The 15,705-nt window shown below is 65.6% G+C and carries 15 protein-coding genes; 6 read left to right on the top strand and 9 right to left on the bottom strand.

All coding sequences use genetic code 11. The annotated features are described in order from the left end of the window. The first annotated feature begins 30 nt into the window (after positions 1-30). Entirely contained in the window at positions 31-1,566 is a 1,536-nt protein-coding gene (locus AX725_RS08630; RefSeq protein WP_060979939.1) for an acyl-CoA ligase (AMP-forming), exosortase A system-associated, read from the top strand. Further along, positions 1,563-2,789, top strand: coding sequence for a pyridoxal-dependent decarboxylase, exosortase A system-associated (locus AX725_RS08625; RefSeq protein ID WP_060979938.1), 1,227 nt, complete (start codon positions 1,563-1,565; stop codon positions 2,787-2,789). Before AX725_RS08630 ends, AX725_RS08625 begins: the two co-directional genes overlap by 4 nt. A gap of 1 nt (position 2,790) precedes the next feature. On the opposite strand, the gene eda is transcribed toward AX725_RS08625, so the two are convergent. From eda to AX725_RS08580, 9 genes are all read right to left on the bottom strand, one after another. Continuing rightward, positions 2,791-3,408 carry a bifunctional 4-hydroxy-2-oxoglutarate aldolase/2-dehydro-3-deoxy-phosphogluconate aldolase gene (eda, locus tag AX725_RS08620; RefSeq protein WP_060979937.1) on the bottom strand — a complete coding sequence of 206 codons (618 nt, stop codon included), beginning with the start codon at positions 3,406-3,408 and terminating at the stop codon, positions 2,791-2,793. Continuing rightward, the gene (glk, locus tag AX725_RS08615) at positions 3,405-4,373 is read right to left on the bottom strand and encodes a glucokinase (RefSeq protein ID WP_060979936.1); all 969 of its coding nucleotides are present in this window, start codon (positions 4,371-4,373) and stop codon (positions 3,405-3,407) included. The genes eda and glk overlap by 4 nt, the downstream gene beginning before the upstream one ends. A gap of 172 nt (positions 4,374-4,545) precedes the next feature. Next, positions 4,546-6,372 (bottom strand): phosphogluconate dehydratase, encoded by a 1,827-nt coding sequence (gene edd / locus AX725_RS08610; protein ID WP_060979935.1) that lies wholly within the window; start codon positions 6,370-6,372, stop codon positions 4,546-4,548. After that, positions 6,369-7,007 (bottom strand): 6-phosphogluconolactonase, encoded by a 639-nt coding sequence (locus AX725_RS08605; RefSeq protein ID WP_060979934.1) that lies wholly within the window; start codon positions 7,005-7,007, stop codon positions 6,369-6,371. Before AX725_RS08605 ends, edd begins: the two co-directional genes overlap by 4 nt. After that, on the bottom strand, positions 7,000-8,448 hold the full coding sequence (gene zwf / locus AX725_RS08600) for a glucose-6-phosphate dehydrogenase (protein WP_060979933.1): 1,449 nt from the start codon (positions 8,446-8,448) through the stop codon (positions 7,000-7,002). Before zwf ends, AX725_RS08605 begins: the two co-directional genes overlap by 8 nt. Positions 8,449-8,642: 194 nt before the next feature. After that, complete coding sequence (locus tag AX725_RS08595; protein ID WP_060979932.1) at positions 8,643-9,503, bottom strand: S1/P1 nuclease; 861 nt, start codon at positions 9,501-9,503, stop codon at positions 8,643-8,645. Continuing rightward, on the bottom strand, positions 9,500-9,907 hold the full coding sequence (locus AX725_RS08590; RefSeq protein WP_060979931.1) for a DUF3052 family protein: 408 nt from the start codon (positions 9,905-9,907) through the stop codon (positions 9,500-9,502). The genes AX725_RS08595 and AX725_RS08590 overlap by 4 nt, the downstream gene beginning before the upstream one ends. Positions 9,908-9,940: 33 nt before the next feature. Continuing rightward, on the bottom strand, positions 9,941-12,166 hold the full coding sequence (gene purL, locus AX725_RS08585; protein WP_060979930.1) for a phosphoribosylformylglycinamidine synthase subunit PurL: 2,226 nt from the start codon (positions 12,164-12,166) through the stop codon (positions 9,941-9,943). Between the two features lie 120 nt (positions 12,167-12,286). Continuing rightward, a complete protein-coding gene (locus tag AX725_RS08580; RefSeq protein ID WP_060979929.1) occupies positions 12,287-12,583 on the bottom strand; it encodes a hypothetical protein in 297 nt (98 codons plus the stop codon). A gap of 201 nt (positions 12,584-12,784) precedes the next feature. Here AX725_RS08580 and AX725_RS08575 point away from each other — a divergent pair, with 201 nt between their 5' ends. From AX725_RS08575 to AX725_RS08560, 4 genes are all read left to right on the top strand, one after another. Beyond that, entirely contained in the window at positions 12,785-13,033 is a 249-nt protein-coding gene (locus AX725_RS08575) for an exodeoxyribonuclease VII small subunit (protein WP_060979928.1), read from the top strand. Positions 13,034-13,096: 63 nt separating this feature from the next. After that, complete coding sequence (locus AX725_RS08570) at positions 13,097-14,002, top strand: polyprenyl synthetase family protein (RefSeq protein WP_060979927.1); 906 nt, start codon at positions 13,097-13,099, stop codon at positions 14,000-14,002. 34 nt (positions 14,003-14,036) lie between these two features. Beyond that, on the top strand, positions 14,037-14,537 hold the full coding sequence (gene coaD / locus AX725_RS08565) for a pantetheine-phosphate adenylyltransferase (RefSeq protein WP_060979926.1): 501 nt from the start codon (positions 14,037-14,039) through the stop codon (positions 14,535-14,537). Between the two features lie 474 nt (positions 14,538-15,011). Then, positions 15,012-15,632 carry a peptidylprolyl isomerase gene (locus AX725_RS08560; protein WP_060979950.1) on the top strand — a complete coding sequence of 207 codons (621 nt, stop codon included), beginning with the start codon at positions 15,012-15,014 and terminating at the stop codon, positions 15,630-15,632. Positions 15,633-15,705: the final 73 nt, after the last annotated feature.

Here is a 15,705-nt window from a genome sequence, read left to right as displayed (position 1 = left end):
GCGTCTTCCTTATGAGCCAAACCGTTCGTGATGTCTCTCGATCCCACTCCGCAGCCGCTCGATCATCTGGTACTGAGGGGCGAGGGCCCCGCGAACGCGCTGATATTGCGTGAAGGCTCTCTTAGCTACGACACGTTAAACTTGCGTATCGGATTGCTTGCGGCCTGGTTAACCACGATGGGGCTGGAACATGGCGACCGGGTCGCGACCTGGCTGCCGAAGAACGAGACCACTTGCCTGATGCCGCTGGCGGCGGCGCGTGCCGGGATGGTGCATGTGCCGATCAACCCGGTGCTCAAGCGCGCGCAGGTCGCGCATATCCTGGCCGATAGCGGCGCGAAGCTGCTGATCGCCAATCGCACCCGGCTGACAACCCTCATCGAGGGAGATGTTCCGCAAGGCTGCCGGACGCTCGACGATGACGAGGCGATGGCGGCGTGGAAGGCGGGCGAGACCAGCCTGGGAGCATCATCGCATGATCCCAACGACCTGGCGGCGATCCTTTACACTTCGGGTTCGACCGGCAAGCCCAAGGGGGTAATGCTCAGCCATGCCAATATGTGGCTCGGCGCGATCAGCGTCGCGAACTATCTCGGGCTGGAGAGCGACGACAAGACCTTGTGCGTGCTGCCGCTGAGCTTCGACTATGGACAGAACCAGCTGCTTTCGACCTGGGCGGCAGGCGGCACGGCGGTTCCGCTCGATTATCTGATGCCGCGCGATGTTGTGAAATCCTGCGTGCGGTACGGCATCACCACGCTCGCTGCGGTCCCGCCGCTCTGGACGCAGCTGGTCGAGATTGAATGGCCGGTTGAAGCGACCGCGACGATGCGGCGGCTCACCAACAGCGGCGGCGCACTCAGCCCTGCGCTGGTCAAGCAACTGCGCGGGATATTCCCCGCGACCCGCATTTTCGCGATGTACGGCCTGACCGAGGCGTTCCGCTCGACCTATCTCGACCCCGATCTGATCGACGGCAACCCGACCAGCATCGGCAAGGCCATCCCCTTTGCCGAGATTCTGGTGGTCAACGATGCGGGCGAGGATGCCGCGCCGGGCGAGGAGGGCGAGCTGGTGCATGCAGGGCCGCTGGTCGCGCAGGGCTATTGGCAGGATGCCGTACGCACGGCGGAGCGATATAAGCCGGCGCCGGCCTTCTCGACCTATGGCGGCATGGCGGTCTGGTCGGGCGACCGGGTGCGGCGCGACGAACAGGGGCTGCTCTATTTCGTCGGTCGGCGCGATGCGATGATCAAGTCCTCGGGCAACCGCATCAGCCCGGCAGAGATCGAGGATGCGGCGACCTCGACCGGGCTTGCGGCGGAAGCCGTGGCATTGGGCATTCCCGATCCGCAGCTTGGCCAGGCGATCCTGCTGCTCGTCCGCCCCGCTGCCGTGCCGCAGCCCGAGCAAGTTGTCGACGATCTGGTGATCGCGATGAAGCGCGATCTGCCCGCGTTCATGCTGCCGAAGGTGGTCGAATTGCGCGACGAATTTCCCAAGAACCCCAATGGCAAGATCGACCGCGCGCTGCTGGTCGCCGAGATCGAGGAACGTGACGCATGAAGCCTTTGGGGCCGATACCCGCCGGTTTTGCGGCAATCGACGGTGAGCTGGCGGTGCAGGGCCTCAAGGCCAGCGAACTGGTCGACATGGCCGGGGACAGCCCGTGCTTCGTCTATTCGTCGGACATGCTGCGCGCGCGCGTCGCCTCGCTGCGTGCGGCCATGCCCGAGCCCCTTTCGATTCATTATGCGATGAAGGCCAATCCCTTCGCGCCGGTGCTCAAACTGATGGCCTCGCTGGTCGATGGCATCGACATCGCCTCGGCGGGCGAGCTGGCGCTGGCGCAGGCGGCGGGGATGGATGCCGCGCGCATCAGCTTTGCCGGACCGGGCAAGCGCGACCGCGACCTTGAGGCCGCGATTGCCGCAGGCGTCACGCTCAACCTCGAATCCGAAGGCGAAGGCGAGCGCGCGCTGGCGATTGGACAGCGGATCGGCGTGCAGCCGCGCGTCGCAGTCAGGGTCAATCCGGATTTCGATCTGCGTGGGTCGGGGATGCGCATGGGGGGCGGCGCCAAGCCTTTTGGCATCGATCAGGCTCGGGTGCCCGCGCTGGTCCGGCACATTCTGGCCGAGGGCGCGCACTGGCGCGGCTTTCATATATTTGCCGGTTCGCAGGCGCTCGATGCCGATGCGATCATCGAGACCCAGGGCAAGACGCTCGACCTCGCCGCGCAGCTCGCCGAAGAGGCGGGCGCAGTGCCGGAGCATGTCAATCTCGGCGGCGGCATGGGCATTCCCTATTTTCCGGGCGACATGCCGGTGGACATTGCCAAGGTGGGCTTGGCGCTGGGCGAGCGGTTCGCGGCGCTGCCGGACGCACTCAAATCAACGCATTTCGCGATGGAGCTGGGCCGCTGGCTGGTGGGCGAGGCGGGGGTGTATCTGACGCGCATTGTCGACCGGAAGACCAGCCATGGCGAGCTGTACCTGGTCACCGACGGCGGGCTGCACCACCAGCTCGCCGCCAGCGGCAATTTCGGCACCGTCGTGCGGCGCAACTATCCGGTCGCGATTGCCAGCCGCTTCGATGCCGAGCCGGAAGAAGAGGCCAATGTCGTCGGCTGCCTGTGCACCCCGCTCGACCGGCTCGCCGACAAGGCGTATCTGCCGCGCGCGGAGGTCGGCGATCTGGTCGCGGTGTTCTGCGCCGGGGCCTATGGCGCCACCGCCAGCCCAGCCGATTTCCTCGGCCATGGCAAGGCGGCGGAATTGCTGGTCTAGTTCAGGCGAGCGCGCGGGCTGCGGCAGCGTTGCGCTGGATCGCGGCGGTATCGATCGGCCCTGCCGGGATCATCCAGCTGCCGCCGACGCACAGCACCGGATCGATCGCCAGCCAGTTGCCCGCGGTCTCCAGCGTCACGCCGCCGGTGGGGCAGAACTTGCACTGGCCGAACGGCGCGGCGAGTGACTTGAGCGCGGGGATCCCGCCTGCCGCCATCGCCGGGAAGAACTTGAAATGGGTGAGACCCATGTCGAGCCCGCGCATGATATCGCCCGCATTGGCGATGCCGGGCAGGAAGGGAATGCCGCTCTCGATCGCCGCCTTGCCCAGGTTCTCGGTAAGGCCGGGTGAGACGATGAATTCCGACCCCGCCTTGAGCGCCGCGTCGAGCGTCTTGGGATCGATCACCGTACCGGCGCCGACGATCGCGCCCTCGACCTGCTTCATCGCGGCGATCGCTTCGAGCGCAGCAGGGGTGCGCAAAGTCACCTCGAGCACCTTCAATCCGCCTGCGACCAACGCCTCGGCCATCGGCACCGCGTCGGCGACATCGTTGATGACGATCACCGGAATGACCGGCGCGGTCAGCATGATGGTTTCGATCGCGGGTGCAGTCATGCGGCATTCTCCTGGGCAAAGGCGGCGGCGGCCCCGAACAGGCCGGGCTGGGGATGATCGATCAGCTTGACGGGGATCGTCTCCATCAGCTGCTGGAACCGGCCCTTGGCGACAAAGCGCTCCTCGAACCCGGACTGCGGCAGACGGTCGGCGATCCGCTGACCAAGGCCGCCCGCGATTACCACTGCGCCCGCGCCCTGTGCCAGCGCAAAATCGCCCGCCGCAGCGCCAAGGCTGAGGCAGAACCGGTCGAACGCGGCGGCAGCCAGACTGTCCTCACCTGACAGCGCGAGCTGCCACAGCGCCTTGTCTTCCATGCTGACCACCGCGCGGCCTTCGATGCTCGCGAGTGTCTCATAGATCGCGGCGAGCCCGGGGCCGGAGCACACGCGCTCGACCGAGACACGGCGGTGCTGGCGGCGCAGCCGGTTGAGGATCGCGTCCTCGATCGAATCGAGCGGCGAATAGTCGATATGCCCGCCCTCGGTCTCGACCGCACGATAGCCGTCAGCACTGCGGACGACATAGGCGACGCCGAGGCCCGTGCCGGGGCCGATGACGGTGATGACGCCCTTGTCCGGCAGGTCGCCCTCAGGGCCGCACAAATGCGAATAATGGTCCGCCCCGCAATGCTGCACCGCATGCGCCACCGCGCCGAAATCGTTGATCAGGATATAGTCGTCGACATTCAGCTTCTCGCGCACCAAAGCGGGGCGGATGACCCAGGGGTTGTTGGTCATCTTTAGCACTTCGCCGCGGATCGGCGTGGCGAGCGCGATGGCCGCCGCGCGGGGCAGGGGCTGTCCGATCGCCTGGCCGAAGGCTTCCCAGGCGGTCTGCAGGCTGGCATATTCGGCGCATTTCAGTGTGACCGGTTCGCCCAGATGGGTGACGCGGCCATCCTCGATCGTGGCCAGCGCAAAGCGCGCATGGGTGCCGCCTATGTCTGCGGTGACGATGTGCATGATGAGTTACCTCAGAATGTCGAGAACAGATAGCCGCATGGGTCCGGTGCAACTTCCCTCGACTGCGCTCGGGACAAACGGAAGGGGGTTTAGCTTGGGGTCATAGCAAAACTTTCCGAGTTCCCGAGCGAAGTCGAGGGACGTGATGCGGGGAGGTTGCGAGATCAAGCGATCACAACCCCGCCACCGCGAGCATCGCGCTCGCGCCAGCCTCGGCATTGTCGCTGCTCGCCCGCATCAGCGCGAACAGCTCGCGGCCGGTGCCCATCGGCTGCGCGGGCTGGCTTGCGGTCGGGCGGCTCTCCCAGTCCGCGCCGTCCGTCACAACGCTGATCGTGCCTGCGACCGCATCGAGCCGCACGATATCGCCATCCCTGATCCGCGCCAGCGGGCCGCCGTCGCACGCCTCGGGCCACAGATGGATCGCCGCGGGCACCTTGCCCGATGCGCCCGACATACGGCCATCGGTGACCAGCGCGACCTTGAACCCGCGATCCTGCAGCACGCCGAGCGAGGGGGTGAGCTTGTGCAGCTCGGGCATGCCGTTGGCGCGGGGGCCCTGGAAGCGGACGACCACGACGACATCGCGATCGAGTTCGCCCGCCTTGAACGCGGCGATCACCGCATCCTGATCGTCGAACACGCGCGCGGTGGCCTCGATCACCCAGCGCGAGGGATCGACCGCACTTGTCTTGACGATGCCGCGCCCCAGATTGCCCTCGACCAGCCGCATCCCGCCATCGGGCTGGAACGCCTGGGCGACCGGACGCAGCATCGCCTCGTCGCGCGTCGCCTCGGGCGAGGGCACAAACGCCAGCGCCCCTGCATCATCGAGCACGGGATCGACGGCATAATCGAGCAGCGACTGGCCAGATACGGTGAGGATATCGGTGTGCAGCAGCCCCGCGCCCGCCAGTTCGCGGATGACAAAGCCGATGCCACCGGCGGCATGGAAATGGTTCACATCGCCCGATCCGTTGGGATAGACGCGTGCGAGCAGCGGGATGATCGCGGAAAGCTCGCTCAGGTCCTGCCAGTCGATATGGATGCCCGCCGCGCGCGCCATCGCGGGCAGGTGGATCGCGTGGTTGGTCGATCCGCCGGTAGCGAGCAGCCCTATGCACGCGTTGATGATCGCCTTCTCGTCGACGCAATGGCCGAACGGGCGGTAATCCTCGCCATCCCAGCCGATCTGGGTGACGCGGTGCGTGGCGGCGCGCGTGAGCTCCTGCCGCAGCTTGGTGCCGGGGTTGATGAAGGCGGAGGCGGGGACGTGCAGCCCCATCATCTCCATCATCATCTGGTTGGAATTGGCGGTGCCGTAGAAGGTGCAGGTGCCCGCGCCGTGATAGCTCGCGGCCTCGGCTTCCAGCAGCTCCTCGCGCCCCACCTTGCCCTCGGCATAGAGCTGGCGGACGCGTTGCTTCTCCTTGTTGGCAAGGCCAGAGGGCATCGGGCCTGCGGGCACGAAGATCGTCGGGATATGGCCGAAGCGCGCGGCGGCGATGAACTGGCCGGGCACGATCTTGTCGCAGATACCCAGCACCAGCGCCCCTTCGAACATGCCGTGGCTCATCGCCACCGCACTGCTGAGCGCGATCGTGTCGCGGCTGAACAGCGACAGCTCCATGCCGAGCTGGCCCTGCGTCACGCCATCGCACATCGCGGGCACGCCGCCCGCCACCTGCGCGGTCGCGCCGACCTCGCGCGCGAAGATCTTGATCTGCTCGGGATAGCGGCCATAGGGCTGATGCGCCGAGAGCATGTCGTTATAGGCGGTGACGATGCCGATGTTCATCGCCTTGCCCGAGCGGATGACGGGCTTGTCCTCGCCCGATGCGGCGAAGCCGTGCGCCAGGTTGCCGCACGAAAGGGTGGGGCGGTGGACGCCCTTGTCGCGTTCGCGCGCGATGAAATCGAGATAGGCCTGACGGCCGGGACGCGAGCGTTCGATGATCCGCTGGGTGATCCGTTCGAGCTCGGGATGAAGGCTGGTCATGTTTCGCTCCAGAAGATGGTGACCGGTGCGTGCGCAGCCTTGAGCAGCCGCGCGATCGGCAGGTCGTTCGCCCCGGAAAGGGCATCGTCGAGCACCTTGCGCTTGTCCGCACCCTTCAGCACCAACATGATATGGCGCGCGCGCACCAGCGCCGACAGGGTCAGCGACAGCCGGTCGAACGGCGCTTCGGGCGGCAACGGATGGGGGGTCAGTCGCACCACCTCGAGCGCGCCATCGGCATGCGGATCGGTATTGGGAAAGAGCGAGGCGATATGCCCGTCTGCGCCCATGCCCAGCCAGACCAGATCGAAGGGCGGCGGGGTCGCGCCCTCTTCTAGCGGCACCAAGGCCGCGCCGGTGGCGGCGAGCGAGCGTTCGAGCAGGCCGAAATTGCTCGCCGCGTGGTCGGTCGGCACGCAGCGGTCGTCGGTCAGCCAGACCGCGACATCGACCCAGGCGATGTCTTCGCGTTCGGCCAGAGCGGCGAGGATCGGCCCGGGCGTGCTGCCGCCGGGCACCGCGATCGCGCGCGGCTTGCCGCCCGCCAGCATGCCGGCGATGAAATCGGCGATCGCCTCGATCGAGGCATCGGCCGCGTAGCTCGCACCGGCGGCGGAGGTGGCGGCGTCAGTCATTCCAGCTCACCCCATCGCGTTCGGTCAGCGCGATCGCGGCGCTTGGCCCCCAGCTGCCCGATCCATAGGATTTGGGCTCGATCGCATGGTCCGCCCAGGTCTTGCGGATCGCATCGATCCAGCGCCACTGCGCCTCCACCTCGTCGCGGCGGACGAACAGGGTGGGCTCGCCATCGATGAGGTCGAGCAGCAGGCGCTCGTACGCAATGCGGCGCTGTGCCTTGGAAAAGGCGGCGGTGAGCGACAGGTCGAGCGGCACCTCGCGCAGGATCAGGCCTCCCCGGTCGAGCCCTGGCTCCTTGGCCATGACCAGCAGGCGGACATATTCCTCGGGCTGCAGACGGATGACGAGGCGATTGGCCGAAAGTCTGCCGCCGCGCTGTGCGAAGATATTGTGCGGCACCTGCTTGAACTGGATCACGATCTCGCTGCGCCGTTCGGCCAGCCGCTTGCCGGTGCGGAGGTAAAAGGGCACGCCCTGCCAGCGCCAGTTGTCGACATGCGCCTTGATTGCGACAAAGGTCTCGGTGTCCGATGGCTTGCCGAGATCGTCGGCATAGCTGTTCACCGAATGGCCGCCGACCGCACCCGCGCCGTACTGGCCGCGCACCACTTCGTTGGGTGCGACGGGGCGCAGCGAGCGCAGCACCTTGACCTTCTCGTCGCGGATCGAGGTCGCATCGAACTCGGCCGGAGGCTCCATCGCGGTCAGCGCGACCAGCTGCAGGATATGGTTCTGCACCATATCGCGCAGCGCGCCGGTATCGTCGTAAAAGCCGTGGCGGCCTTCGAGGCCTACGGTCTCGGACACGGTGATCTGGATATGCTCGATGCCGTTGGCGTTCCACAGCGGCTCGAACATCATGTTGGCAAAGCGCAGCGCCATCAGGTTCTGCACCGTCTCCTTGCCAAGATAATGGTCGATGCGGAAGGTCCGGTCTTCGGGAAAGGCGTGCGCGACGGCATCGTTGATCGCGCAGGACGAGGCGAGGTCGTTGCCCAGCGGCTTTTCGAGGCCGATACGCACCATCTCGCCTGCCAGGCCAGCGGACTTGAGGCCCTGGATGGTCGGCGTGAACAGGAAAGGCGCGGTCGACAGGAAGATCGACATGCCGCCCGAGATGTCGCCCAGCCGTTCCGCCAGCGCCGCAAAGCCCTCGATCTTCGACGCGTCGAGAGGTTGGTAGCTCAGCTGCTTGAGGAAGCTCGCGATCTTGGCGTCATCCTTGCGCGCTTCGGGCAGGAATTGCGCCAGCGCTTCGCCCGCCATCGCGCGGAAAGCTTCGTCGTCGAGCTCGCTGCGCGCCGTGCCCATGATGCGCAGATCGGCGGCGATCAGCCCGTCGCAATGCAGCGCATAGAGCGAGGGCAGCAGCATGCGCTTGGACAGGTCCCCCGTCGCGCCAAAGAGAAGGAGCGTCCGGGATTGCGCATTCGCCATGTTTGAATCCTATCCTTTTTCGTGACCGCAGCCGCAGCGGGTCATCTGTTAGGGTCGGGTCGCGCCGGTGTCCACCGGTCAAACCCGATGTATAGCTATGCATTGTTTTGCAATCGATTGCAATCGATTGCAATTGCCCTTGCCGTATCATGAATCGGTCATCTGCCGCTAGGGAACGCGACTTTTGTTGCGTGTCAGCCGAGCGCCCGCTCGAGCGCTGCGGCGAGCCGCAACCCCGAGCGCAGCACCTGGGTGCGCACCACCGGGATCAATGCCTCGATATCGGCATCGCTGTGCCGCGCACGCTCGTCCTTGCCCAAAGCAGGGCCGCAAGCGGGGCCATGCTGCGCAGTGGGATAGGCGACATCGCGCGACAGCTCCCAGGCCTCGCGCGCCCAGTCTTCGACAGTGCCGCCGGTGACAGCGGCGCGCTCTTTGGCCGAATAGGCGCGCACCAGCGGCAGGCCTTGGGTGATCGCGCGCTCGGCAATCGGGCCGTCCCATAGCCGGTGCAGATTCATCCGCCCTTCGACAATGCCATAGGCCGCGCTCACCCGGTTGCCGCCCAGATCGCCCCGATCGCCTGCGTGCATCGGCTGGTGCATGTCGCCCACCGTGTGCAGCAGAAAGGCCAGCGCCTCGAGCCGGACATGCGTCGGCAATTTGCGGTCGGCCAGCAGTGCCTCGTTGCGCGTGACCTGCGCCGGCACGCAGCTGCCGTTGGGGCAATTGGCCTTGATGTCGAATGGCTTGCAGATGTCGATGTTTACGTAATGCCAGGGCGCGGTATAGCCCCAGCGCAGGTCATCGCGGCGGATGCAATCGGCCCAGACACTGGCATCCTCGATCGTCTTCAGCGGACATTCGGGGGTTGCAAGCTGCTTTTCCTGCGCCAGTAGCGCGCGGATCCGCGCGCGCACCTTCGGCGAGACATTGGCCTCGGCAATCTGCGCGATGACGCGGTGGCCATAATCGCCCCAGGCGAGCGCGGGGCGCGCAGCGAATGCCGTCACCGCGAGCGCGGCGACCATTGCCAATCGAAGCAGAAATGTCATCTCAATTCCTTGCGGATCAACAGCTTCAGCCCCGACCAGGTCGCATCGACCGCGCAGACCTTCACATCGACGAGCCCCATCGGCAGGGCCACGCTGCGGATAACGTCCTCGGTGATGTCGGTATCCATCTTCGCCGCCTTTTTCGGCCAGCTGACCCAGATCATGCCGTCGCGGTCCATGGCTTTCATCAGCCGGGCGAATTCGCGCTCGAGCACCGCGCGTTTGGTGGTGAACAGGTGCGCGGCGGCAAAGCCTTTTGCGGGATCACCCACGGCTTCGAGCGCCTCGACCTCGGCTGCGATTTCCGCCCGCGCGGTATCGGGCATGCCATCGAACCACACACGCATCCCGGGCTTCAGGCCCAGCTTGCGGGCGAGGGGGGTGCCGGAATAGCCTGTGGTCATTGGCACTGCCCCCCTGCTCAGGTTGCGTGTGGCTTAGCCTTCCATCCACTGCCGGAAGAAGGCGAGATTGCGCTCGCGAAGCTCGGCGACCGAAACGTTGGCCCCGGACGCAAATGCCACGGCATCCCCGCCCGTAGTACCGATGACCTGCGCGCGCACGCCCGCAGCCTCGGCTGCCGCGACCACCGCGTCAGCATCCGCCGTCGCCACGACATAGCGCGCCTGGCCCTCGCCGAACCAGAAGCCCGCATCGCCATCAGCCGAAAGCGCAGCTCCGATGCCCGATGCCAGCGCCATTTCGGCGACCGCGACCGCGAGGCCGCCGTCCGAAATGTCGTGCACTGCGCTCACCTTGCCCCCGGCGATCAGCGTCGCGATGACACCGCCCGATTCCAGCTCGCCCTTGAGATCCACCTGCGGCGGCGCGCCCTCGCGGCGACCGTGCAGCACGTCGAGCCAGAGCGACTGGCCAAGTTCGGCGGTGCCGTTGCCCCCGATCACGACGATGGTCTCGCCCGCTGCCTTGAACGCCAGGGTCATCATCTGGCCCAGATCCTCGATCAGCCCGATCGCGCCGATGGCGGGCGTCGGCAGGATCGCGCGGGCGATGCCGTCGGGGCCGGTGGTTTCGTTGTAGAGGCTCACATTGCCGCTGACGATCGGCATGTCGAGCGCCTGGCAGGCCTTGCCCATGCCTTCGATACAGCCGACAAACTGGCCCATGATCTCGGGCCGCTCGGGGTTGCCGAAGTTCATGCAGTCGGTGGTCGCAAGCGGACGCGCGCCGGTGCTCACCAGGTTGCGATAGCATTCGGCGATCGCCTGTTTGCCGCCCTCGAACGGATCGGCAAAGCAATAGCGTGGCGTGCAGTCGGTGGTGACCGCAAGCCCGCGATTGGTGCCGTGGATGCGGACGACACCGGCATCGCCGCCGGGGATCTGCACCGTATCGGCCATCACCATGTGATCATATTGCTGCCAGATCCAGCTGCGGCTCGCGAGCGCGGGCGAGGCCATCAGCGCGGTCAGATCAGCTGCCAGATCGGTGCTGGCGGGCACATTCGCCAGCGGCGGAGGCGGCGGCGTGGTGACATAGGGCCGGTTATAGCTCGGTGCATCGTCGGCCAGCGGTGCGAGCGGAATGTCGCACACCGTCTCGCCCTTGTGCTTGAGCACCATATGGCCGGTCTCGGTAACATGGCCGATGACCGCGAAATCGAGCTCCCATTTGCGGAAGATCGCCTCGGCGAAATCCTCGCGGCCGGGCTTCAAGACCATGAGCATGCGCTCCTGGCTTTCCGACAGCATCATCTCGTACGCGGTCATATTGGTCTCGCGCTGGGGGACGTTGTCGAGGTCGAGCTCGATGCCGACGCCGCCCTTGCTCGCCATTTCGACGCTGGAGGAGGTGAGACCCGCAGCCCCCATGTCCTGGATCGCGACGATCGCATCCGATGCCATCAGCTCGAGGCACGCCTCGATCAGCAGCTTTTCGGTGAACGGATCGCCGACCTGCACGGTGGGGCGCTTTTCCTCGCTGTCCTCGCCGAATTCGGCCGAGGCCATGGTTGCGCCGTGGATGCCGTCGCGCCCGGTCTTCGATCCGACATAGACGATCGAATTGCCCGGACCGGAAGCGGCGGAATAGAATATCTTGTCCTGCTCGGCGATGCCAACGGCCATGGCGTTGACCAGGATATTGCCGTCATAGGCCGGGTCGAAATTGGTCTCGCCGCCCACGGTCGGCACGCCGACGCAATTGCCGTATCCGCCGATGCCTGCGACCACGCCCTGCACCAGATGCTTCATCTTGGGATGGTCAGGCCGACCGAAGCGCAGCGCGTTCATAAGCGCCACGGGCCGCGCGCCCATGGTGAACACGTCGCGCAGGATGCCGCCGACCCCGGTGGCCGCGCCCTGATAGGGCTCGATATAGCTCGGGTGGTTGTGGCTCTCCATTTTGAAGATGGCGGCGAGCGGCTTGCCGTCGGGGCCGGGGCCGATATCGACCACGCCCGCATTCTCGCCAGGGCCGCAGATGACCTGCGGGCCGGTGGTCGGCAGCGTCTTCAGATGCACGCGCGAGCTCTTGTAGCTGCAATGCTCGGACCACATGACCGAGAAGATGCCCAGCTCCACCAGATTGGGCTCGCGCCCCAGCGCGGCCAGGATGCGCTGATATTCATCCGGCTTCAGGCCGTGCTCGGCCACGATTTCCGGGGTGATGGTGCCCTTGGGCGCTGCAAGAGTGTCGCTCATGGCCCCGCGCTTTACGCGGCTGAGCGCGCATTAGGAAGGGGGAGAATGCGCGGAAAATGAACGCCGCGCCAAAGTGTCAATGGCGGGCTCGCCACGGCATGCGAGCCCGCCCGTCAGGTGTCAGCGGTCGCTGGTGGTTTCAGTCTGCGCGAGCGGGGTGACGTCGCTCCGCTTGAAGCGAATCTGGCTGTCGCCCACCGTGCCGGTGACCCGCTTGTCCGACACGCGCAGATTAAAGCGCTTGCCCGAGCGGGTTTCGGTGCCGTCGATGATCTTGGTGTCGCCCACCATCTTGACCGTATAGACATAACGCGAACCGTCATGTTCGAACGTAACCTGCTCGGGCTGAGCGGTCTGGGCCGCTGCGGGTATCGCCAGCAGGGTGAGCGGAAGGGCGGCAAGGCTGAGCTTTTTCATGATGGTGGTCCCTGTTCTGTTGAATTGAACTGCCGTCATCATCCTCTGTTATTGTGCGATGCAGCATGTCCAAACGTCGGTAAACTGGCAAATGCAATTGTGGCCTTCGCAGTTGCAACATAATCAATCGCGCAAGTCCGGCACAGGCGACGCTGTGCAATCGCCTTGACCGGGCGCAGGCCAGCGGTCAAAGCTGTGCGCATGAGTGAAGTCCAAGCCATAGCTGCCGATCTGTCGTTCGAAGATGCCCTGAAGGAGCTGGAGGTCATCGTCCGCCAGCTGGAATCGGGCGATGTCCCGCTCGACGCCTCGATCAGCCTGTACGAGCGCGGCGATCTCTTGCGCGGCCATTGCCAGAAGCGGCTCGATGCGGCGCAGGCGCGGATCGAGAAGATTCGCGTCGGGGCCGATGGCCAGGCGGCGGGCACCATGCCGTTCGATGCGGGCTGACGGCTGCACGATGCGCGCATTCAATCAAACCGGCGGGCAGACCGGGGCAGGGGAGCAACAGACATGACCACCGCCATCAGCGAAACCGCGCTGGCCGATGCCTTTCGCCAGATTTCCGCTGACGTGGATGGCTGTTTCGATGCGCTGCTGGCGGTGCCGGACGATCCGCGCGCGGTCCTCTACCAGGCCATGCGCCATGCCGCGATCGGCGGCGGCAAGCGGGTGCGTCCGCTGCTGCTGACCGCGACGGCCGCGATGTTCAATGTCGATCGGGGGCTTTCGGTTCGTGTCGCCTGCGCGGTCGAGGCGATCCATGTCTATTCACTGATCCACGACGACATGCCCTGCATGGACAATGACGACATGCGCCGCGGCAAGCCCACCGTGCACAAGGCGTTCAACGATGCCGTCGCGGTGCTGGCGGGCGATTCGCTCCACGCGCTCGCGTTCGAGATTCTTGCCGGGCCGCAATCGCATCCCGATCCGTTCATCCGCTCCGAGTTGATCTACACGCTGGCCGAAGCGAGCGGCCCCAATGGCATGGCCGGCGGCCAGATGATGGACCTGGAAGCGGAAAAGGCGAAGTTCGACCTGCCTACCGTCACCAAGCTCCAGCGGCTCAAGACCGGCGCGCTGATCGCCGCATCGGTGGAAATGGGCGCGATCCTGGGCAATGTGCCCGTCGAGGGGCGCAATCCCTTGCGCGCCTATGCCCGCGATATCGGCCTCGCCTTCCAGATTGCCGACGACATCATGGACGAGACCGGCGACGAGGCCAAGGCCGGCAAGGCGCTGCACAAGGATGCAGCGGCGGGCAAGGAAACCTTCCTGTCGCTGCTGGGGCTGGAGCGTGCGCGCGAGCAGGCGTTCTTCCTCGTCGATCAGGCGGTCGGTCACCTCGCCAGCTACGGGCGCGAGGCGGATACCCTGCGCGCGCTGGCGCGCTACATTGTCGAACGCGACAACTGATTGCAAAAGCGGCATCGCAAAGGGGAAGAAGATCATGCGGATTGGCGTTTACCCGGGGACGTTCGATCCCATCACGCTGGGTCATATGGACATCATCCAGCGCGGGGCGCAGTTGGTCGATCATCTGATCGTCGGCGTCACCACCAATATCGCCAAGAGCCCGATGTTCTCCGATGAGGAGCGCATGGAGATGGTGCGGCGCGAGGTTGCGCAGATTCCGGGTGCCAATATCAGTGTGGTCGGGTTCAGCTCGTTGCTGATGGACTTTGCCGAGGCGCAGGGGGCATCGGTGGTCATCCGCGGCATTCGCGGGGTCACCGATTTCGAGTACGAGTATCAGCTCACGGGCATGAACCGCCAGCTCAACGACCGGATCGAGACCGTCTTCCTGATGGCGGACGTCGCGCTGCAGCCGATCGCCTCGCGGCTGGTCAAGGAAATCGCGCTCTATGGCGGCGCGATCCACCGTTTCGTGACCGATGCGGTGCGGATCGATGTCGAGAAACGGGTGCGCGAAACCGGCCTCAAGGGGTGAGGCTGCGCACAGCACGCGCTGCCCAAGTTCATTCATGACAGGCTCAGATGCTTTGGCTATAGCCGTGCCCGAAATGGGGCAGGCTTTGCCACGCCGCCCCGGATGAATGGAACAGGAATGCCCGGTTATATGCCCAATATCTTGAAATCGCTTGCTGCCCTGTCGTTCATCCCGATGCTGCTCACCCCCATCGCTGCCCAGGCGCAGGATTCCGCGCCGACCGAACAGTCGCAGATCGAGGCCGACAGGGCCGCCGCGCGCGCTGCCCGCGAGGCCGAGAAGGAAGCGGCCAGGGTTCGCAAGCAACAGCAGGAGGAAGCCGAAAAGGCGGCCAAGCAGGCGCAGAAGGAAGAGGACAAGAAGGCCAAGGCTGCCGAAAAGGAAGCGCGTAAGGCTGCCAAGGAGCAGGAAGAGGCGTCCGAAGACAAGGACAAGGAAGCCCGCAAGGCGGCGCGCGATGCCGAAAAGGAATCGTTGGAAAAGCGTGATAACAACGCTGCCGACGCTTCGGCTGTCGGCGCATCGCTGGTGCCGACGCCCGACAAGGCCGATCCCGACAATATCCTGTATCTCGACCTGTCGACCGGTGGCCGGGTGACCATCCAGCTTTACCCGGAAATTGCCCCCAACCATGTCGAGCGGATCAAGACGCTGACCCGCCAGGGCTTTTACGACGGCATCATCTTCCACCGCGTGATCGAAGGCTTCATGGCGCAGACCGGCGATCCCACGGGCACCGGCACCGGCGGTTCGGACCTTCCCGATGTCGCGGCCGAGTTCAACAAGTTCCCGCATCTGCGCGGCAGCGTGTCGATGGCGCGCGCGCAGGACCCGAACAGCGCCAATAGCCAGTTCTTCATCGTCTTCTATCCGCGCTTCTCGCTCGACAACAGCTACACCAATTTCGGCCGGGTGATCTCGGGCATGCAATATGTCGACGCCGTGCCGCGCGGCGAGCCGCCGAGCACTCCGGCGCGCATCCTGCAGGCTTCGCTCAAGTCGCAGAACAAGCCCGAGCCCAATTACGCAGCCCAGGCCCAGCCTGCCGAGCGCGCGATTTCGGTCGACGAGCTGAACGCGCCGATCAGCAACTGATCGCTCTCCAGCCAATCTTGCAATCCATCGTCATTCCCGCGAAAGCGGGAATCCCGCTCGGCACCTGAGGGTG

Source organism: Blastomonas sp. CCH9-A1, from assembly GCF_001557175.1.
In the GTDB taxonomy this organism is placed as follows: domain Bacteria; phylum Pseudomonadota; class Alphaproteobacteria; order Sphingomonadales; family Sphingomonadaceae; genus Blastomonas; species Blastomonas delafieldii_A.
This window is presented reverse-complemented; position numbering and strand designations above follow the sequence as displayed.

Bases quoted from the DNA above. Each gene is read 5' to 3' on its own strand.
- AX725_RS08630 (WP_060979939.1), top strand. From the start codon at position 31: ATGTCTCTCGATCCCACTCCGCAGCCGCTCGATCATCTGGTACTGAGG.
- AX725_RS08625 (WP_060979938.1), top strand. From the start codon at position 1,563: ATGAAGCCTTTGGGGCCGATACCCGCCGGTTTTGCGGCAATCGACGGT.
- eda (WP_060979937.1), bottom strand. From the start codon at position 3,408: ATGACTGCACCCGCGATCGAAACCATCATGCTGACCGCGCCGGTCATT.
- glk (WP_060979936.1), bottom strand. From the start codon at position 4,373: ATGCACATCGTCACCGCAGACATAGGCGGCACCCATGCGCGCTTTGCG.
- edd (WP_060979935.1), bottom strand. From the start codon at position 6,372: ATGACCAGCCTTCATCCCGAGCTCGAACGGATCACCCAGCGGATCATC.
- AX725_RS08605 (WP_060979934.1), bottom strand. From the start codon at position 7,007: ATGACTGACGCCGCCACCTCCGCCGCCGGTGCGAGCTACGCGGCCGAT.
- zwf (WP_060979933.1), bottom strand. From the start codon at position 8,448: ATGGCGAATGCGCAATCCCGGACGCTCCTTCTCTTTGGCGCGACGGGG.
- AX725_RS08595 (WP_060979932.1), bottom strand. From the start codon at position 9,503: ATGACATTTCTGCTTCGATTGGCAATGGTCGCCGCGCTCGCGGTGACG.
- AX725_RS08590 (WP_060979931.1), bottom strand. From the start codon at position 9,907: ATGACCACAGGCTATTCCGGCACCCCCCTCGCCCGCAAGCTGGGCCTG.
- purL (WP_060979930.1), bottom strand. From the start codon at position 12,166: ATGAGCGACACTCTTGCAGCGCCCAAGGGCACCATCACCCCGGAAATC.
- AX725_RS08580 (WP_060979929.1), bottom strand. From the start codon at position 12,583: ATGAAAAAGCTCAGCCTTGCCGCCCTTCCGCTCACCCTGCTGGCGATA.
- AX725_RS08575 (WP_060979928.1), top strand. From the start codon at position 12,785: ATGAGTGAAGTCCAAGCCATAGCTGCCGATCTGTCGTTCGAAGATGCC.
- AX725_RS08570 (WP_060979927.1), top strand. From the start codon at position 13,097: ATGACCACCGCCATCAGCGAAACCGCGCTGGCCGATGCCTTTCGCCAG.
- coaD (WP_060979926.1), top strand. From the start codon at position 14,037: ATGCGGATTGGCGTTTACCCGGGGACGTTCGATCCCATCACGCTGGGT.